General features: G+C 66.9%; 20 protein-coding genes and 1 pseudogene. 12 read left to right on the forward strand and 9 right to left on the reverse strand.

Annotated elements, in window-relative coordinates; genetic code table 11:
- Positions 1 to 20: 20 nt before the first annotated feature.
- The 3 genes from NCR38_RS22565 to NCR38_RS22575 all read right to left on the reverse strand — a co-directional run bounded on the left by NCR38_RS22565 (position 21) and on the right by NCR38_RS22575 (position 1,313).
- Positions 21 to 293, reverse strand: a complete 273-nt coding sequence (locus tag NCR38_RS22565) for a hypothetical protein (protein ID WP_061116474.1) — start codon at positions 291 to 293, stop codon at positions 21 to 23.
- 56 nt (positions 294 to 349) lie between these two features.
- Complete coding sequence (locus tag NCR38_RS22570; protein WP_061116473.1) at positions 350 to 568, reverse strand: DUF4148 domain-containing protein; 219 nt, start codon at positions 566 to 568, stop codon at positions 350 to 352.
- 205 nt (positions 569 to 773) lie between these two features.
- Positions 774 to 1,313, reverse strand: coding sequence for a thioredoxin family protein (locus NCR38_RS22575; RefSeq protein ID WP_061116472.1), 540 nt, complete (start codon positions 1,311 to 1,313; stop codon positions 774 to 776).
- A 239-nt stretch (positions 1,314 to 1,552) separates the two neighbouring features.
- Between NCR38_RS22575 and NCR38_RS22580 the strand changes: the two genes are divergently transcribed.
- From NCR38_RS22580 to NCR38_RS22590, 3 genes are read left to right on the forward strand one after another with little or no spacing between them, the layout of a single operon-like run.
- Positions 1,553 to 1,696 carry a hypothetical protein gene (locus NCR38_RS22580; RefSeq protein ID WP_250477655.1) on the forward strand — a complete coding sequence of 48 codons (144 nt, stop codon included), beginning with the start codon at positions 1,553 to 1,555 and terminating at the stop codon, positions 1,694 to 1,696.
- A complete protein-coding gene (locus NCR38_RS22585; RefSeq protein WP_061116471.1) occupies positions 1,683 to 2,426 on the forward strand; it encodes a response regulator in 744 nt (247 codons plus the stop codon). Before NCR38_RS22580 ends, NCR38_RS22585 begins: the two co-directional genes overlap by 14 nt.
- The gene (locus NCR38_RS22590; RefSeq protein ID WP_061116470.1) at positions 2,423 to 3,751 is read left to right on the forward strand and encodes a HAMP domain-containing sensor histidine kinase; all 1,329 of its coding nucleotides are present in this window, start codon (positions 2,423 to 2,425) and stop codon (positions 3,749 to 3,751) included. The genes NCR38_RS22585 and NCR38_RS22590 overlap by 4 nt, the downstream gene beginning before the upstream one ends.
- A 56-nt stretch (positions 3,752 to 3,807) precedes the next feature.
- On the opposite strand, the gene NCR38_RS22595 is transcribed toward NCR38_RS22590, so the two are convergent.
- The 6 genes from NCR38_RS22595 to NCR38_RS22620 all read right to left on the reverse strand — a co-directional run bounded on the left by NCR38_RS22595 (position 3,808) and on the right by NCR38_RS22620 (position 8,785).
- A complete protein-coding gene (locus tag NCR38_RS22595) occupies positions 3,808 to 4,575 on the reverse strand; it encodes a glycosyltransferase family 2 protein (RefSeq protein WP_061116469.1) in 768 nt (255 codons plus the stop codon).
- Between the two features lie 61 nt (positions 4,576 to 4,636).
- Positions 4,637 to 5,446 (reverse strand): 1-acyl-sn-glycerol-3-phosphate acyltransferase, encoded by an 810-nt coding sequence (locus NCR38_RS22600; protein ID WP_061116468.1) that lies wholly within the window; start codon positions 5,444 to 5,446, stop codon positions 4,637 to 4,639.
- Positions 5,439 to 6,299 carry a MipA/OmpV family protein gene (locus NCR38_RS22605; protein WP_061116552.1) on the reverse strand — a complete coding sequence of 287 codons (861 nt, stop codon included), beginning with the start codon at positions 6,297 to 6,299 and terminating at the stop codon, positions 5,439 to 5,441. The genes NCR38_RS22600 and NCR38_RS22605 overlap by 8 nt, the downstream gene beginning before the upstream one ends.
- 5 nt (positions 6,300 to 6,304) lie before the next feature.
- Positions 6,305 to 7,633, reverse strand: a complete 1,329-nt coding sequence (locus NCR38_RS22610) for an NAD(P)/FAD-dependent oxidoreductase (RefSeq protein ID WP_061116467.1) — start codon at positions 7,631 to 7,633, stop codon at positions 6,305 to 6,307.
- Positions 7,634 to 7,653: 20 nt separating this feature from the next.
- On the reverse strand, positions 7,654 to 8,370 hold the full coding sequence (fabG, locus tag NCR38_RS22615; RefSeq protein ID WP_061116551.1) for a 3-oxoacyl-ACP reductase FabG: 717 nt from the start codon (positions 8,368 to 8,370) through the stop codon (positions 7,654 to 7,656).
- A gap of 154 nt (positions 8,371 to 8,524) precedes the next feature.
- Positions 8,525 to 8,785, reverse strand: coding sequence for a phosphopantetheine-binding protein (locus NCR38_RS22620; protein WP_061116466.1), 261 nt, complete (start codon positions 8,783 to 8,785; stop codon positions 8,525 to 8,527).
- A gap of 466 nt (positions 8,786 to 9,251) precedes the next feature.
- Here NCR38_RS22620 and NCR38_RS22625 point away from each other — a divergent pair, with 466 nt between their 5' ends.
- From NCR38_RS22625 to NCR38_RS22665, 9 genes and pseudogenes are all read left to right on the forward strand, one after another.
- Positions 9,252 to 9,905, forward strand: coding sequence for a hypothetical protein (locus NCR38_RS22625; protein ID WP_061116550.1), 654 nt, complete (start codon positions 9,252 to 9,254; stop codon positions 9,903 to 9,905).
- A 20-nt stretch (positions 9,906 to 9,925) separates the two neighbouring features.
- A complete protein-coding gene (locus NCR38_RS22630) occupies positions 9,926 to 11,608 on the forward strand; it encodes an AMP-binding protein (RefSeq protein ID WP_061116549.1) in 1,683 nt (560 codons plus the stop codon).
- Positions 11,609 to 11,676: 68 nt separating this feature from the next.
- Complete coding sequence (locus NCR38_RS22635; protein ID WP_061116548.1) at positions 11,677 to 12,585, forward strand: acyl-CoA synthetase; 909 nt, start codon at positions 11,677 to 11,679, stop codon at positions 12,583 to 12,585.
- 4 nt (positions 12,586 to 12,589) lie between these two features.
- Positions 12,590 to 13,174: an outer membrane lipoprotein carrier protein LolA gene (locus NCR38_RS22640; RefSeq protein WP_061116465.1), complete on the forward strand. Its 585-nt coding sequence runs from the start codon at positions 12,590 to 12,592 to the stop codon at positions 13,172 to 13,174.
- Positions 13,175 to 13,181: 7 nt separating this feature from the next.
- Positions 13,182 to 15,554, forward strand: coding sequence for an MMPL family transporter (locus NCR38_RS22645; protein WP_061116464.1), 2,373 nt, complete (start codon positions 13,182 to 13,184; stop codon positions 15,552 to 15,554).
- Positions 15,551 to 16,363 (forward strand): polysaccharide deacetylase family protein, encoded by an 813-nt coding sequence (locus tag NCR38_RS22650; protein WP_061116463.1) that lies wholly within the window; start codon positions 15,551 to 15,553, stop codon positions 16,361 to 16,363. Before NCR38_RS22645 ends, NCR38_RS22650 begins: the two co-directional genes overlap by 4 nt.
- A gap of 32 nt (positions 16,364 to 16,395) precedes the next feature.
- Entirely contained in the window at positions 16,396 to 17,118 is a 723-nt protein-coding gene (locus NCR38_RS22655; protein ID WP_061116462.1) for a bifunctional 2-polyprenyl-6-hydroxyphenol methylase/3-demethylubiquinol 3-O-methyltransferase UbiG, read from the forward strand.
- Positions 17,119 to 17,197: 79 nt separating this feature from the next.
- Positions 17,198 to 18,403, forward strand: a complete 1,206-nt coding sequence (locus NCR38_RS22660; protein ID WP_061116461.1) for a beta-ketoacyl-[acyl-carrier-protein] synthase family protein — start codon at positions 17,198 to 17,200, stop codon at positions 18,401 to 18,403.
- Positions 18,400 to 18,595, forward strand: a pseudogene (locus NCR38_RS22665) (3-oxoacyl-ACP synthase); the annotation flags it as partial. The gene NCR38_RS22660 and the pseudogene NCR38_RS22665, both read left to right, overlap by 4 nt.

The raw sequence follows: 18,595 nt of genomic DNA on the forward strand, positions 1-18,595 counted from the left end.
GTGTTCGAAAGGTCAATGGATCAGTGATGCGCAAAGAGCCTGGCCGCGTCGTTCGTCGACGTGCCGCGCAAGCCCGATTGCGAGACCGTGTCGGTCATGCCGCCATACGACTGCATGGGCATCGCGGCGCTTTCACTGGCGATGGTCTGCGCGCTCACGCCGCGCTGCGAGGCGGGCGCGCCGGCGAGCGGGTCGTAGTGCGGCGCGGGACCGTAGCCGCTGCTGGCGAACGCGGAACCGGCGGCGATGGCGCTGACGGCGATGACTGCGGCGGTGACGAATTGCTTGATCATGATTGGGCCTCTATGAGTAATGTCCGTCGATATTCGGTAATAAGTTGACAAGCCGATCAGCTGCCCTGATACAGACTGCGCAGCGCGGCGATCTGGCCATCGCGCTGTGCCTGAACCAGTTCGCGCTTCACTTCGGCGCGGGTCTTGCCGGCGTTGTTCTGGCTCGCCACGGCCTGTTGGGTCTGCACGTTCACCGGGGTGTTCGGCACGGCGGCATGAGCGACACCGGCGACAGCGCTGGCGACGAGAGCGAAAGCAACGATGGTGGATTTCATGGTGTTTCTCCTTGAGCGGATCGATCGGTCAGTTAGATGAGTCACGGCACTCGGGCTTCGCGGTGTGCGTCTTGCGTTTCACTCGTGAGCCGTCGTTGTGTGTATTTGAAGCCCCGCAGGTATCTGGCTTGTGTCCGGGATGCGGGCCTTGTGCAATGTTTTGTATCGCGTGCATTCCAGATACATTGCGATACGGAACCCGGCTTCAGCGCTCGGCCAAAAGCTTCCGGATCGCCGCTTCGGTCTGCGCGTAATCGCCCTCGCCGACGTGCGTGTAGGCCACTTGCCCGTGCTTGTCGATCAGATAGAACGCCGGCCAGTACTGGTTGCCGTACGCGGCCCACGTCGCATAGCGGTTGTCCTGCGCGACGGGATACGTGATGCCGAAGCGCTCGATCGCGCGCTTCACGTTGTTCGTGTCCTGCTCGAACGGAAACTCGGGCGTATGCACGCCGATGACGACAAGCCCCTTGTCCGCATACTGCTGATGCCACGACTTCACAGCCGGCAGCGTGTTGACGCAGTTGCCGCACGCGAAGGTCCAGAAATCGACGAGCACGACCTTGCCGCGCAACTGCGCGAGCGTGAGCGGCTCGCTGTTGAGCCAGTTGTCGATGCCGGCGAATTCCGGCGCGGCGGTGAAATGAGTGCCGGCGCTTGCGGGCGTTGCGGCGTGCACGGGCGTGATGGCCGCGCAGGCTGCCAGGCCGGCGCACGCGGCAGCGTTCTTGATGACGGCGAGCATGACGAAGTCCTTTGAATGCGGTGGAGATCGGAGCGGCGCGTCATGAACCGGTCGCCCCGGCAGGCCGACGTTCGCATCGGCATGACCGCATTGGACTGCGCGCGCGTATCGCGCTTGTGTCGGACAAGGGCGCGCAGCGCAATGTTATGTGTCGCGCGACATGCGAGATACACTGCGATACAAAACTTCCGCTGAACCGCGCTATAACGCAGTCATCGCATCATCAGCGGGAGCTTCGAATGAAACGCATGCTGGCGGTGCTCGCCTTTCTCGCAGGCGGCATCGCGACGGAAATGGCCCATCCGGTTCAGTGTCTGCTGGTTAGCCCGAGCCGGGTGCAACTCAAGCGTCAACGACAACGATCCATCGATGGAAACCACTGATCACGTATTGATCGTCGACGACGATCGCGGCATTCGCGAACTGCTCGCCACCTACCTCGAAAAGAACGGCATGCGCGTGTCGCTTGCGGCGAACGGACGCCAGATGCGCGCGGTGCTGGAGCAGCAAGGCGCGCCGGATCTGATCGTGCTCGATCTGATGCTGCCCGGCGAAGACGGTCTCGTGCTGTGCCGCGAGCTGCGCGCGGGCAAGTACCGCGACGTGCCGGTGCTGATGCTCACCGCGCGCAACGAGGAAGCCGATCGCATTCTCGGTCTCGAAATGGGCGCCGACGATTACCTGCCGAAACCGTTCGCCGTGCGCGAGCTGCTCGCGCGCATCCGCTCGGTGCTGCGCCGCACGCGCATGCTGCCGCCGGGAATGGAAGTGAGCGAATCGTCGCAAATGCTGGCGTTCGGCGACTGGCGCCTCGACACGACCGCGCGTCACCTGCTCGATGCCGAAGGCACGATGGTCTCGCTGTCCGGCGCTGAATACCGGCTGCTGCGCGTGTTTCTCGACAATGCGCAGCGCGTGCTCACGCGCGACCAGCTCCTGAACCTGACGCAAGGACGTCAGGCCGATGCCTTCGATCGCTCCATCGATCTGCTCGTGTCGCGTCTGCGCCAGCGCCTGCGCGACACCGCCCGCGAGCCGCGCTACATCAAGACGCTGCGCAGCGAAGGCTATGTGTTCTCGGCGGAAGTCAAACCGGTCGAGTCTTCGCAATGAGCACGGTTTCACCCGCTTCCCTGCTGCACTGGCCGCGCACGCTGTTCGCGCGGCTCGCGCTGATTCTCGTCGTCGGGCTGGCGCTCGCGCAGACGTTCTCGTTCCTTCTGACGATGCGCGAACGCGACGATTCGATGACCCACATGATGATGGGCTACGTCGAGCGCGAAGTGGCGAGCTCGGTCGCGCTGCTCGATCATCTGCCGCCGGACGAGCGCAAAGAATGGCTGCCGCGGCTCGCGCGCCGCAGCTATCAATTCATCCTCGGGCCGGGCGTGGCCGGTGCGCCGCCGGATGCCGCGTTGTCGGAGCGCTTCGCGCGTTCCATCGGCGAAGGCATCGGCAAGCGCTATCCGCTGACGGTCAATGCCGTGCCCGGCGACAAAGAGCGCTTTCAGGTGCATCTGCGGCTGTCGGACGGCTCGCCGCTCACCATCGACATGCGTCCGATGGTCGGCATGCCCTTATCCGGCTGGTTGCCGCTGGTACTGGTCCTGCAACTGATCGTGCTCGGCGCGTGCTGCTGGCTCGCGGTGCGCCTCGCGACGGGCCCGCTCAAGCGCCTCGCCAATGCCGCCGATACACTCGGCCCCGATCTCAAGGCCGAACGCCTGCCCGAATCCGGGCCGGAGGAAGTCGCGCGCGCCGCGAAGGCATTCAACGCTATGCAGGACCGCGTTTCGACATACATGACCCAGCGCATGCAGATTCTCGCGGCGATCACGCACGATCTGCAGACGCCGATCACGCGCATGCGCCTGCGCGTCGACGTGATGGACGACGAGTCGACCGGCGCGAAGCTCCAGCAGGACCTGAAGGAGATGGAATTGCTCGTGAAGGAAGGCGTGACCTACGCGCGCACGTTGCACGGCACGAACGAAGCGCCGCGCCGCATCGATCCGGATGCGCTTTTCGAAAGCATCGTCGACGACTACCTCGATGCCGGGCAGTCGGTGACGTTGCGCGGCAGCATCGGCGGCGCGCTGATGGCGCCTCCGCAGGCGTTGAAACGTGTCGTGGGCAATCTCGTCGATAACGCGATCAAGTATTCCGGCGCGGCGGAGATCGAAGTCTGCACGCGCAACGATGGGCGCGCCGTCATTGCCGTGCTCGATCGGGGCCCGGGCATTCCCGACGAATCGCTGGAGGCGGTGTTCGAGCCGTTCGTCCGGCTGGAAGGCTCGCGCAACCGGCAAACCGGGGGCACGGGGCTCGGGCTCGCCATCGCGCGGCAACTCACGCTCGCGATGGACGCCTCGCTGACGCTGCATCATCGCGAAGGCGGCGGCCTGGAAGCGCGTCTCGTGTTGAAGAAGGCGGCGTAACTCGCGCGAGACCGTATCGCGTTCGCGATGAGCGCGACGTCACCGATCCGCGCCGATCATCGCCCCGACAGGCGTCTCGCGATGAGCAGCGGCAAGCGCAGCACGAAGCCGAAAAAAAGCCGCGCATGCATCCACGTGAGCAGCAGGTTGTCGCGGCCATAGTGGAAATGCGAGACGCCGCCCTCTGCCGGCGTGAAGTAGCGCACGGGCGCGTCGAGGTTGATCGGGCGCACGCCGCGCCAGCACAGACGCACCACCGCCTCGGGATCGAAGTCGAAGCGGCGCATCCACGTTTCCTTTCGCATCAGCGCGGCGAGCGGCTCGATCGGGTAGACGCGAAAGCCGTACAGCGAATCGCCAATGCCCATCCAGAGCGTCTCCAGATTCGCCCAGCCGTTCGAGATGCGCCGGCCCTGCACGCGCAATTGCGGCGCGCTGGCGTCGAATCTCGGGCGGCCGAGGATCATCGCGTCCGGCGCGCGCATCGACGTTTCCATGAACGTGCTAATCAGCGCGGCGGGATGCTGGCCGTCGGAGTCCATCGTCAAAGCGTGAGTGAAGCCGAGTCTCGCGGCTTCGTCGAGGCCCGCGAGAATCGCCGCGCCCTTGCCGCGGTTCTCCGGCAGCACGATCACGCGCAGGCCCGGATCGGAGTGCGCCATCGCGGTGAGGCGTTCGGCGCTGCCGTCCGTGCTGCCGTCGACGACGACCCAAACGGGATTCCACTGCGCCCGCGCGCCGCGCACGGTTTCGTCGACTTTCTCGCCGGGGTTGTAGCTCGGAATGAGGACGAGATGCGTGGACGATGCGCGTGTCGAAGGCATTGAGCAAAGCGGGGAGCAAAAGAGATACGACGAATTCTAACGTCTGCCGGCGCGGCGGCTTTCAGTCGCGCGAACGATGCGGGTCGAGTTCGCCCGCATAGAAACGCTGCAATTCGGCGATGAACGCCTGCAGCGCGGCATGATCGCGGCCCGGCGGCGCGAAGCGGCGGCCGAGCGTCACGCGGTACGTGATGGGCAGTGCGGGCTTTCTGAAGATCTGCCAGCCCTTGCCGAGAAACCCCGAATCCGTCTCGATGATGAGCGTCTGCACCGGCACCTGCGCGCGCCCCGCGATCAGCGCGATGCCGCCCTTCAGCGGATTCACGGACGCGTGCTCCGTGCGCGTGCCTTCGGGAAACAGCAGCAGCGGAGCGCCGCGCTGCAATTCGGCGACGGCGGCGCGAATCAGTCCGACCGGCGTATCGTTGACGATATAGCCCGCGAGCAGCGCGCCCGGCCCGAGAAACACGTTGCTGGCGACATCGCCCTTCATCACGCAACACGTATCGGGCACGCGCGACGCGATCAGGAGCGCGTCGAGCAGGCACGGGTGATTCGGCGCGAGGATCATCGCGGACTCATTTGCAAGCGAGTCGAGCCCGGAGAGATCGAAGCGGCATGCGCCGAGCGTGCGCAGGAGCACGAAGTAACCGTGCCACACGCGCTGCACGACGGTGCGCCCGACGCGCCGCCCGGCATCGGCGGAAAGCACGCGCCGCAGGATCGACGCGAACGGAAACCACGCGAGGCACACGAGCGCGAGCACGACGAGCGCGAAATAGAACGCCACGCATTGCCACGCGGCTTCGAGCGTCCGGCGAGGCGACGCCCTCTCGCCCGCGCCGCCGATTTTCCGATGGGCGTCACTCATCGCTCGCCACCATTTTCGACGACTGCCCGAACACCCACGCCACCGCCACGCCGCCCGAGAGCGCGCTCTTTTGCCCGACGAGCGGGCTATCGCCGAAGCTCGCGCCGGCGAGGTTCGCGTAGCGCATGAACGCGCCGACCCAGTAACGGCTGAAGCGCCGCGACATCGACACGAGCGCCTGCGTGCCCGCGTAGCCACCGTGCGCCTGAAACGCGGGACGGCCGGGCGTCGCGTATTGCGGGGCGACCGTGTAGAAGTGGTCGCTGTATTTGCCGTCGGCGAACATCGGCCCGGCAAGCATGCCGACGCGCAGCCCCGACACGCCCGCGACATCGATCAGATCGAGATTCAGGTTCGGCTCGAACTGCCAGCCGACCGTCTTCGGCGACGATTCCAGCGTGATGCCCATGCGCACCGGCAAGCGCAGATCGAGCAGCGTGTCGCGCGATGGCGAGCGCCACAGGTGCACTTCCATCGACGGGCCGATTTCGATCGTCGGCTTGAGATCGGGCATCCCGGCGCGCGCGTTGTCGTCGCGGCTGGAAACGGGCAGCGAGCCGAGCAGGCTGATATTGAAGTTGATGCGGTCGGTGTCGAGCAACTGGCCGCGCACGCCGTCGCGATCGGCGCGGAAGAACTTGCCGCGATAGATCACGTAGGGGAACGGAAAGACCCACGCGCGCGTCTGGTCCGAGCCCGGATAGTGGGGAAACGCCGCGACGCCCATGCCGAGGCCGAGCTCCCACAACGGCTTGCTCGGCGGCGGCGCTTCACCGGCGCACGCTGCCGTGCTCGCGACGAGCAACAGCAGGGGCAGCAGGCGCGCAAGAAGCGACGAGCGAAATCCCGGCATCGTGATCAATTGGCCGAAAGCTCCGCGCGTTTCGCGTCGCTCAGATTGCGGCGGCGCTGGCGATAAGCGCGCAGCGAATTGCGCCAGTCGAGCGCGGCCGAGACGTAATAGATGCCCTTGAAGGCGCGCAGCGAATGCCAGATCGGCGTCGTGCCGAAAATATCGCCCGCGAGCAGCGACAACAGCGCTTCCTTCATGCGCAGCGGGTTTCTCGGGCCCATGAAGAGATTGCGCATCGTGGGCGAGGTCATGCGGTAGATGAACCACGAAAACTCGCGCGGGCCGTGGCGCACGTCGCGGTCGAACTTCGCGAGCGCGGCTCGCGCGCTGGCGGGATTTTTCAGCGCCGTGTCGATCGCTTCGGCGCCCGCGAACGCGCTCTGCATCGCGAGCATCACGCCGGACGAGAACACCGGGTCGATGAACGCGAATGCGTCGCCAAGCAGCAGGAAATTGCGTCCGTGCGTCATGTCGCCGGTGTACGAGTAGTTGCCCGTCGCGTGGACTTCGCTGATCAGCTCGGCGTCTTCGAGCCGCTCGGCGAGCGGCGCGCACAGCGCGATGGTGTCGCGGAAGAACGTTTCGACCGACGTGCCCTTCGGACGCCGCTTCAGATACGCCGGCCACACGACCGCGCCGATGCTCGTCGCGCCGTCCGCGAGCGGGATGAACCAGAACCAGCCGTGCTCGAACCAGAACACGGTGATGTTGCCTTCATTCTGACCGACGTTCCGGCGGGCATTCCTGAAATGGCCGTACAGCGCCGACGAATTGTGGCGCTCGTTGCGGCGCTTCGTCTTGAAATGATTGGCGAGCAGCGTATCGCGCCCCGACGCATCGACGACGAAACGCGCGCGCACTTCCTCGATGCGGCCATCGTCGTGCTCGGCGCCGATCGTCGCGCTGGAACCATCCGGCGCGAACACGACGTCGCGCGCGCGGCAGCCTTCGCTCACATGCGCGCCGTGCTTCGCCGCGTTGCGCAGCAGGATCTCGTCGAGCTCGGAGCGGCGCACCTGATACGCGCTCGGCATCGACTTGTCCCAGGCATCGGCGAAGAGAAAGCGTTGCATGCGGTCGCCGTGTTGCGGCGATACGAACTCGGCTGCGAGCTTGACCATGCCGATCGCGCGCACTTCATCGGCGACGCCGAGCCGTTCGAAAAGCCGCAGATTCGCCGGCAGAAGCGATTCGCCGATATGAAAGCGCGGATGCCGCGCCTTCTCGAGCACCCGCACGCGATAGCCGCGGTCCGCAAGCAAGGTCGCCGCCGTCGAACCGGCGGGTCCGCCGCCGATCACCGCCACATCCCAGGTTTGAATCGCTTCGCTCATTGCGCTCCTTTCGATCCGATTCACGCGATTCCGCCGTTGATCGACAAAACCTGTCCCGTGACATAAGCCGCCGCGTCCGACACCAGATATGCGACCATGCCCGCGACCTCCTCCGCCGTGCCCGGGCGCTGCGCCGGCACCAGTTGCCTGATGCGCTCGGGCGGAAACGCGTTGCCGAGCATCGGCGAATCGACGACGCCGGGCGCCACCGCGTTCACCGTGATGCCGCGCGATGCAAGCTCCTGCGCGAGCGCGCGCGTCGCGCCGATCAACCCTGCTTTGGCCGCCGCGTAATTCACCTGCCCGCGATTGCCCATCAACCCCGAGAGCGACGACATATTGACGATGCGTCCCCAGCGCGTGCGGATCATCGGCATCAGAAGCGGCTGCGTGACGTTGAAAAAACCGTCGAGCGTGACGTCGAGCACGCGTTTCCATTGCTGGCGGGACATGCCGGGCATCGGCGCGTCGTCGTGGATGCCCGCGTTGTTCACCAGAATCTGCACCGGGCCGTCGGCGAGGATGCGCGCAATCGCGGTATCGGTGGTGTCGGGATCGGTCACGTCGAAGGCGATTGCATGCGCCGTGCCGCCCGCCGCGCGAATGGCTTGCGCGCAGCTTTCAGCGCGCTCGATGCCGCCGTTCGCGTGGATCCAGACTTCGTGCCCGGCCGCGCCCAGCGTCCGGCAGATGGCTTGTCCGATCGCGCCGCTGCCGCCTGTCACGAGCGCGCGCATGGCGTGGCTCCCGTCATCGATTGCATTGCACGTTTCCGTTTCGATGTTGCGCGGCCGCACCGGCGAGCGCACGAGCGTGCGCGTCGTTCAGTTCCGATGCGGCGGATTTCACTTGCATGACAGCGGCGGGCAGCGCATGAAGCCGCGGCCCGCCTTATCGTGTGCGATGCGCGGCGACGTGCGCCGCAAGCGCGCCGAGGCTCGCGAAGATCGTCTCGTTGTCCGGATCATCCGAGCGCAGCTCGAAGCCGTATTTCTTCGAGATCAGGAGCGCAATCTCCAGGATGTCGATGGAATCGAGCCCGAAGCCTTCTTCATACAGCCGTGTATCGGCCGAAACCGCCTTGGGATCGACATCCTCGAGATTCAGTTCGGCGACGATCAGCTCGGCCAGCTCTCTTTCCAGTTCATTCATCGTATGTGCGGACCCGCGCAAAAACGCGCGTCAGGGGCGGCTCGAAAGACGTACGCCCCGGGTTCTCCGCACGCCGCCGGCCGCCTGTTATCGAGATAATTGCGGTGGCGAAATTCTAGTCGAAGCCCTCCGGGGCGCCTAGTAGGAAAGGTAACCGGCCGAAAGGCGTGCAGCAGCACGATATTTCCGAGGAAAATCAGCCGTTTCGCCGCCGGGCGGGCCCCTGCGCCGGTAGGGTAAAATTCGCCGGTCTGACGAATGTAAGAGCATCGAACAAACGGTTACAGACCGGTCGCGCACCCGCGCGGGAAAATGATCGTCAGGCAGGCGACTGCCGAGTTTTTGTTCATTAACCGAGCGTTCTGGCAAGAGCGCCGCAGCCGCAATCCATGTTGCATACCTTTTTCCTTCGATCCGCGTCTTTCAACCGGCCTTCATGTGCGTCGCGCGACGCGGGAGCGCGCCGATGAGCGCGGTCGGCTTCGTTCGCGCGGCGGGCGTCGCGGGCGCGATCGCCGCTTATCAACTTGCCGCGCACCATGCCGCTTCCGCGCCGGGCGCACACGGGCTGGGTCTCGCGCTCGTCCTGGCGCCAATCCTGCTCATCGCGCTGAACGCCGCGTTGCGCTCGCCGGCGCGTCCGTGGCTGGTGCCGCTCTGGGCGCTCGCATGTACCGGGTTGTGGCTGGCGCGCGCGCCGCTCACCGCGCATTTCGGCTGGGGCTTGTGGGCCGAGCACGCGAGCTTCAATGTCGCGCTCGCGTGGATGTTCGGCCGCACGCTCGTTCACGGCCGCGAGCCGCTTTGCACGCAATTCGCAACCATGGTCCACGGCAAGCTCGAACCCCGTGTCGCGCGCTATACGCGGCGCGTCACGGCGGCGTGGACGGTCTTCTTCGTCGCGACCGCGGTCGTGTCGACGGTGCTGTTCGCGTGCGCATCGATCGTCACGTGGTCCACGTTCGCCAACTATCTCGCGCTGCCGCTCGTCGGGCTGATGTTCGTCGCCGAATATGCGTGCCGCCGCATCGCGCTGCCGGACATGGAGCCGTCGAGCATCATGGACGCCATTCGCGCCTACACCCGTTCGATGCAGATGCGTCGCAGCGGGGCGCAGTAATGTCGTCGAACTCATCGCACATGCAGACCTTTCCGCTCGTTTTCCATTCGTCGCCGGATCAGACGATCGCCTGGCGCGACGGTGCGCCCGTCACCGTGCGCGCGTTTCTCGCCGACGTGCGCGCACTCGCCGATGCACTGCCCGAAGGTCAACACGTGTTCAACGTCTGCACGGATCGCTATCGCTTCACGGTGAGCCTGTGCGCGACGCTCGTCGCGGGCAAGACGAGCCTGCTGCCTTCGACGCATACGCCCGACATGGTCCGCGCGCTCGCCTCGTTCGCGCCGGACGCGTTTTGCCTGCACGACAACGACGATTGCGCAATCGATCTGCCACGCTTTCGATATCCGCAAACCGCCCCGTCCGACGACGCGGCGCGCGAGACGGCTGTCCCGCACATCGACGGCGCGCGCGTCGTGGCTTACGTGTTCACGTCGGGTTCGACCGGCGTGCCGGTGCCGCATCGCAAGACGTGGGGCTTTCTCGTGAAGAACGTGCGCGCGGCGGCGGCGCGTCTCGGCCTGCTCGGCGAAGCGCGCGCGACGCTCATCGGCACCGTGCCGCCGCAGCACATGTACGGTTTCGAATCGACGGTGCTGCTCGCGCTGCTCGGCGGCCTCGCGTTCAGCAACCGCCAGCCGTTCTATCCCGTCGATATCCGCGCCGAACTTGCGGCGGTGCCCGAACCGCGCGTGCTCGTCAGCTCGCCGATTCATCTGCGTGCGCTGTTCGCGAACGAGGAAGCGTTGCCGCGCGCGTCGCTCGTGCTGTCGGCGACCGCGCCGCTTTCCGAGAAGCTCGCGCGCGACGCCGAAGTGCGCCTCGGCGCGCCGCTCATGGAAATCTACGGCAGCACCGAAACCGGCCAGATCGCGACGCGCCGCACCGCGCGCACCGCCGCGTGGGAACTGTTTCCGGACATCGCCTTGACGCCGCGCGCCGACGATGCCGGCGAGCAGACCGTCTGGGCCTCGGGCGGCCACGTCGAAGTGCCCGTGCCGATGGGCGACGCGCTCGAACTCATCGACCGCACGCATTTTCTGCTGCACGGCCGCAAGGCGGATCTGATCAACATCGCGGGCAAGCGCACGTCGCTCGCGTATCTGAATCATCAGCTGAACGCGGTGCCCGGCGTGATCGACGGCGTGTTCTACATGCCCGACGAAAGCCCCGCCGACAGCGAAGCCGTGCGCCGTCTGACGGCGCTCGTCGTGGCCCCGGAACTCGCGTCGGCGGATCTTCAGCGCGCATTGCGCGAGCGTATCGACGCCGCGTTCATGCCGCGCCCGCTGCTGTTCGTCGATTCGCTGCCGCGCAACGCAACCGGCAAGCTGCCGCGCGAAGTGCTGACGCAACTGATCGAACGGGAACGCAACCGCAAGGCGGCGCTGACCTTTACCGTGCCGCCGGGACACCCCGCGCTCACCGGGCATTTTCCCGGACGCCCGATCGTGCCCGGCGTCGTGCTGCTCGATCACGCGCTCGACGCGATCGGCTGCGCGCTCGGAAAGAGCTTCGGCGCATGCAGGATCGAATCTGCGAAATTCCTGAGCCCGGCCGAACCGGGCGAAGTGCTCGACGTTGCGTACGAAACGTCCGCGAGCGGCGCGATCCGCTTCACGGTTCGCGCCGGCGCTCGCACGGTGGCGAGCGGCGCCGTCGGCATGATCGACAACGACCGCCGGGACACGCAAGCATCGTGAACAAGCCGCGCAACCGCGACGACTGGGCTGACCGCCAGGAACGCAGCAACCTCGCGCTGCTGCGTTTCATGACGTGGGTGTCGCTGCGCTTCGGGCGGCGCATCGGGCGCGTGTTGCTGCGGATCGTCACCGCGTATTTCGTGGTGTTCGCGCCGCGCGCGCGGCGTGCATCGCGCGCTTATCTGAATCGCGCGCTCGGCCGGCACGCGGGCTGGCGCGATGGTTATCGGCACGTATTCTCGTTCGCGTCGACGATCCACGACCGCATCTATCTGCTCAACGAACGCTTCGATTTGTTCGATATCCGCACGCATGGCGTCGAGGATGTCGAGGCCGCGCTCGCGGGCGGACACGGCGCGTTCCTGATGGGCGCGCATCTCGGCAGCTTCGAGGTGGTGCGCGCGATCGGGCGGGCGCAGCCGCATATCCGCATCGCAATCACGATGTACGAAGAAAACGCGCGCAAGATCAACGCGATTCTCGCCGCCGTGAATCCGGCTGCGCATCACGACGTGATCGGACTCGGCAAGGTCGATGCGATGCTCAAGGTCCGCGAGCGGCTCGATGCGGGCGCGCTCGTCGGCATTCTCGCGGACCGCACGCTGCGCCAGGCCGGCGATGCCCTGAAGGAACGCGAGTTCCTCGGCACGCCGGCCGCGTTTCCGCTCGGGCCGCTGCATATGGCGGCCGTGTTGCGGCGTCCGGTCGTCTTCATGACGGGGCTGTATCTCGGCGGCAACCGCTACGACATTCACTTCGAAACGCTCGCCGATTTTTCGAAGGTCGGGCGCGGCGAGCGCGCCGCCGCCGTCGATGCCGCACTCACGCGCTATGTGGCGCTGCTCGACAAATATTGCCGGGCGGCGCCGTACAACTGGTTCAATTATTTCGACTTCTGGCAGACGAACGCCGCGCAGGAACCGGGGCAAGCGCGCACGGCCGGTGCGCGCCTGCGGGAAGTCGCGAGGGATTCCTGAGCTTATGCGAGCTTTTTACGCGGCGCTGGCCGCCGCCGTTCTTTGCGTCACGTCGACGCTGGCAGTTGCCGCCGACGCATCCTGGACGCTCGATCGCCTGATGAACACGCTCGGCGCGAAAAAATCCGGGCGCGCGCATTTTACCGAAACGCGTTATCTGAAGATCGCGCAGGAGCCGCTCGAATCGTCGGGGGAACTGGTGTTCGTCGCGCCCGATCATCTGGAAAAACACACGGCCAGCCCGAAGCCGGAGAATCTCGTCGTCGACGGCGACATGCTCACCGTCGATCGCAACGGCCGCAAGGTGACGATTCCGCTGCGCAACTATCCGGAATTGGGCGCGTTCATCGAAAGCATTCGCGCGACGCTTGCGGGCAACCGGTTCGCGCTGGAAAACGCGTACACGGTGTCGATCGACGGCAAGGGCGACGACTGGACGATGACGCTCGTGCCGACCGATTCGCGCATGAAGCAGAAAGTCAGCTCGATCACGCTCGCGGGCACCGGCGCGGCGCTCGCGCGCGTCGAGATCAGACAGGCCGACGGCGACCGCTCGCTGATGCGCCTGCAAGACGCGTCGGCGCACTGAACCCGGCATGCGCGCGGTTTCGCGGTCCTTGCGCCAGCCTGCGATCATCGTCTGGCTGTGCTTTCTCGCGGTTTGCGCGGGCGTCATCGCGCGTACGCACTTTTCCGCCGATCTCTCCGCTTTCCTGCCGCGCGCGCCCACCGAGCAGCAACGCGTGCTCGTCGAGCAATTGCGCGACGGGCTCGTCTCGCGGCTGATTCTCGTCGGCATCGACGGCGGCGACGCGACCGGACGCGCCGATGTCTCGCGCAACGTCGCGGCGAAGCTGCGCGAGGACAAGCGCTTTTCCGCGATCAACAACGGCGAGCCGGTCGGACAGGCGCGCGACGAACGCTTCGTTTTCGAGCATCGCTATCAGTTGAGCCCCGCAGTGACGCCCGAGCGTTTCAGCGTGGCCGGCCTGAAGGACGCGCTCGCCGACAGCCTCGATCTGCTGACCTCTTCCGCCGGCATGATGACGAAGGACTTGCTGCCGCACGACCCGACCGGCGAAGTCACCGCGCTCGTCAGCCAGCTGGACAGCGGCGCGCAGCCCGCCATGCAGGACGGCGTGTGGGCATCGCGCGACGGCCGGCGCGCCGTGCTGCTCGCGCAGACCGCGAGCGCCGGCTCCGACACCGATGCGCAAGCCAGCGCGATCGCCGCGATCCGCGAAGCGTTTGCGCACGCTGCGCCGGGCGCGTCGCCGTATCGCCTGCTGATGACGGGACCGGGCGTGTTCGCCGTCGATACGCGCGACACGATCATGCGCGACGTGCGCTGGCTGTCGGCGGCGAGCATCGCGCTGATCGTCGTGCTGTTGCTGGCGGTGTATCGCTCGGTGCCCACGCTGCTGCTCGGTTTGATGCCGGTGCTCTCCGGCGTCGCGGCGGGCGTCGCCGCCGTGAGCCTCGTGTTCGGCACGGTGCATGGGCTCACGCTCGGCTTCGGCACGACGCTGATCGGCGAGGCCGTCGATTATTCGATCTACCTCTTCGTGCAGTCGGCTGGGGTAGAGCGGCGCGAATCGCTGAAAGACTGGGTCGCCAGCTTCTGGCCGACGATCCGCCTCGGCGTGCTGACGTCGATCTGCGGCTTCGCATCGATGCTCTTCTCCGGCTTCCCGGGTCTCGTGCAACTCGGGCTGTATTCCATCGTCGGTTTGTCGACGGCTGGCATCGTCACGCGTTTCGTGCTGCCGCATGCGTTGCCGCAAAACTTTGCGATTCGCGACGTCTCGCGCCTCGGCAAACGGCTCGCGCGTTTCGCCGCTCATGCGTCGCGCCTGCGCGCGGCGCTCGCCGTGTTGCTCCTCGCGGCGGTCGCCATCTTGCTCATGCACCGACACGGGCTCTGGAGCCAGGAGCTGTCCGCGCTGAGCCCCGTTCCGAAAGCGAGCCAGGACCTCGATGAACGTCTGCGCGCCGATGTCGGCGCGCCGGACGTGCGCTATCTCGTCGTGGTGTCGGCGGCGAACGAGCAGGCGGCGCTCGAGCGGGCGGAAGCGGTCGCGCATCAACTTCAGCCTCTGGTCGATGCGCACGTCATCGCCGGCTATGAAAGTCCGGCGCGCTATCTGCCGAGCGACGCCGCGCAACGCGCGCGGATCGCGAGCCTGCCTTCGGCCGCGGATCTGCGCACGCGCCTCGCAGCCGCGCTGCGCGACCAGACGATCCGCGTGAAGCCCGAGGTCTTCGAGCCGTTCATCGCCGATGTCGAAGCGGTCCGCGCGCAACCGCCCCTGCGCCGCGCCGATCTGCAAGGCACGTCGATGGCGCTCGCAGTCGATTCGCTTCTCACCGAACGCGACGGCCGCTGGACCGCGATGCTGCCCTTGCGCGCGGCCGAAGGCCCGGAATTGCAGGCGCAGACAATTCGCGCGGCGGTGGCGGCATCGCAGGTGCCGGACGCGCTTTTCGTCGATATGAAAGCCGAAGCGGACCGCCTTTATCAGAACTACGTGCGCGAGGATATTCGCCTCTCGCTCGGCGGATTCGCCGCGATCGTCGTGCTGCTCGTGCTCGCGCTGCGTTCGCCGGTGCGCGCGGCGCGCACGCTGGCGCCGCTCGTCGCGGCGGTGATCGTCGTGATCGCGGGACTCGCGCTCGCGGGAAAGTCGCTGACGATCCTGCATCTGATCGGCATGCTGCTGATCGTCGCGGTCGGCTCGAACTACGCGCTCTTCTTCAACTATCGCGCGCACGCGGGCCGCGACGCGATTTCCCCGCAGACGCTCGTGTCGCTCGTGATCGCGAATCTCGCGACCGTGCTCGGCTTCGGGCTGCTCGCGCTGTCCAGTGTGCCGATGCTCAAGACTTTCGGCCTGACGGTCGGCCCCGGCGCGATCCTCGCGCTCCTGTTCTCGGCGATCCTCGCGCCGCGTTCCGGATTCTCGCGATGAACCCGCCCGGCCAGCCGCGCCGCTGGACCCCGACGCCTTTGATCGGCGGGGCGGCCGCCGTGCACGCTGGCGCGCTCGCGGCGCTCGCCGCAGCGCCCGCGACGTGGCCGTGGGCGGCAGGCGGCGTGATCGCGTCGCACCTCGCGTTGACGGCGGCGGGACTCTGGCCGCGCAGCGCGCTGCTCGGCCACAACTGGACGACGCTGCCGGAATCGGCGGGCGCATGCATCGCGATCACTATCGACGATGGACCCGATCCCGAGGTCACGCCGCGCGTGCTCGATCTGCTCGACGCGCATCGCGCACGCGCGACGTTTTTCTGCATCGGCGAGCGCGCGCGGGAACATCCGCGCATCGTCGAGGCGATCGTCGCGCACGGACACGCGGTGGAGAATCACAGCCAGCGGCATCGGCATACCTTTTCGCTGATGGGACCGGGCGCGATGCGGCGCGAGATCGACACGGCGCAAACGACGCTCGGCGACATCGCGGGAACGCGGCCGCTCTTCTTTCGCGCGCCGGCTGGATTGCGCAATCCGTTTCTCGAACCGGTGCTGTGCGGTCTCGGGCTGCATCTCGCGAGCTGGACGCGGCGCGGCTTCGACACGCGCACGGGCGATGCGGCCCTCGTCGCGCGGCGCTTGCTCGACGGGTTCGGCGCGCGCGACATCCTGCTCGTCCACGATGGCCACGCCGCGAAAGACGCGAACGGCGCGCCCGTCGTGCTGGCCGCGCTCGACACGGTCTTGCGTGCGGCGGCGGATCGCGGACTCGCAACCGTGACCTTGCGCGAGGCGATCGTGGGCTAGACTGCACGAGCCCTTCCCTCGATCCCGCCCGCATGGTGCCGAACGCGCTCATCGAAACCGCCAGCCGCCCGTATCGCGCGGCGGGCCGCTTTGCGTGGCACTTCGCGTCGGCCAAGCTGCGTCACGATCCGTTCTTCGCCTACATCCTCGCGCACGGCCTGATTCCCGATGGCGCGCGCATCCTCGATCTCGGCAGCGGTCAGGGTCTGCTCGCCGCGTGGCTCATCGGCGCGCGCGCGTGGCATCGCGATCACGCGGATCAGGCGTGGCCCGCGAACTGGCCCGCGCCGCCCGCGCCGCAATCGATCTACGGCATCGAACTGACGCCGCGCGACGTCGACCGGGCTCGAATCGCGTTGCGAGGGAATGAGGCGCGCGTTCGCTTCTTCTGCGATGACATTCGCGTGACGCCGTTTCCACAGGCCGATGTCGTCGTCGCGTGCGATGTCCTGCATTACGTCGATTCGAACGCGCAGGAAGCCGTGCTGCACCGCGTGCGCACGAGTCTCGCTTCGGGCGGCATGCTTCTGCTGCGTGTCAGCGATGCCGCCGCGGGCTGGCGCGCGAGCGTGGATCGCGCCGTCGATTTCGGCATGCAGCTCGCCCGTTCGGGACGCACCAGCGGATTGACGGTGCGCAGCGAGGCGCAATGGCTCGCGCTGCTCGGCGAGCTGCGCTTCGATGTGACGATCTGTCCGATGGGCAACGGCACGCACATGGCCAATCGTCTTTTGATTGCAAGGACCGCCGGCTGACGCGCGTCCGGGCAGAAAGACCCGTTTGTTACAATTCATCCCATTCGAAACCCGCCGCACATTGGGAATCCAAGCCGTAGTGAACCCTCTTCTGCTTACGCATTTCACCGCCACGAGCTGCGCGGGCCGTGGCCTCGAAGCGACGCTTGCCGCGCTGTCGGCGGCACGCAGCGGACTCGCCCCGTGCGATTTCCAAGGCGCCGCGCTGCGCACGTTCACGGGCCGCGTCGCCGGCATCGAGGACGCGCCGATCCGTGCGGAGCTCGCCGAATTCGACTGCCGCAACAACCGCCTCGCACAACTGGCGATGACGCAGGACGCCTTCGACGAACGCGTGCGCGAAGCGATCGAACGATACGGCGCGCAACGCATCGGCGTATTCATGGGCACCAGCACGGCGGGCATTCTGGAAACCGAGCTCGCCTACCAGCGGCGCGACGCGCAAACCGGCGCGCTGCCCGCCGACTTCAATTACGCGACCACGCACAATCCCTACTCGCTCGCCGGCTTCGTGCGCGCGTACTTCGGGCTGCGCGGACCGGCGGTGTCGGTGTCGTCGGCGTGCTCGTCGGGCGCGAAGGTGTTCGGATCGGCGCGCCGCATGCTCGAAACCGGCCTGATCGATGCAGCCGTGGTCGGCGGCGTCGATACGCTCTGTCTCACGACGCTCTACGGCTTCAACTCGCTCGAATTGCTCGCGCCCGGACCGTGCAAACCGTTCGACGTGAAGCGCGACGGCATTTCCATCGGCGAGGCGGCGGCGTTCGGCTTGCTCGAACGGGACGCGGCCGGCCACGCCGATGACGACACGATCCGCCTGCTCGGCATCGGCGAATCGAGCGATGCGTATCACATGTCGTCGCCGCATCCCGAAGGACTGGGCGCGCGCATGGCGATGGAACAGGCGCTCGCGAGCGCCGGCCTCGATGCAGGCGATATCGGCTACGTGAACCTCCACGGCACCGCGACGCCCAGCAACGACGCCGCCGAAAGCCGCGCGCTCACGAGCCTCTTTTACCGCGTGCCGTGCAGCTCGACCAAGGGCGCGACGGGTCACACGCTCGGCGCGGCGGGCGCGCTCGAAGCGGTGATCGCGGCGCTCGCCTTGCGGCACCAGATGATTCCGGCGGGCGCCACCACGAGCGAGCCGGACCCCGCGCTCGGTCTCGATTACGTGCTCGAAACGCGCGGCGCACCGTTGCGCGCGGTGCTCTCCAACTCGTTCGGCTTCGGCGGGACGAACTGCAGTCTCGTGTTCGGGCGCAAGGGAGCGGGCTCGGCATGACTCCATTGCTTGCTTATATCGAAGGCGTCGGCATGATCGGGCCGGGACTCGCCGACTGGCCTCATGCCGCCGACGTGCTGGCGCAGCGTGCCGCACGAGTCGCCTCGCAGACCGTGCTGCCCGCGCCGGCGAGCCTGCCGTCCGCCGAACGCCGCCGCACCGGGCCGGTCGTGCGCGCGGCGCTCGCGGCCG

It is taken from the genome of Caballeronia sp. INML1, assembly GCF_023631085.1.
GTDB lineage: Bacteria > Pseudomonadota > Gammaproteobacteria > Burkholderiales > Burkholderiaceae > Caballeronia > Caballeronia turbans.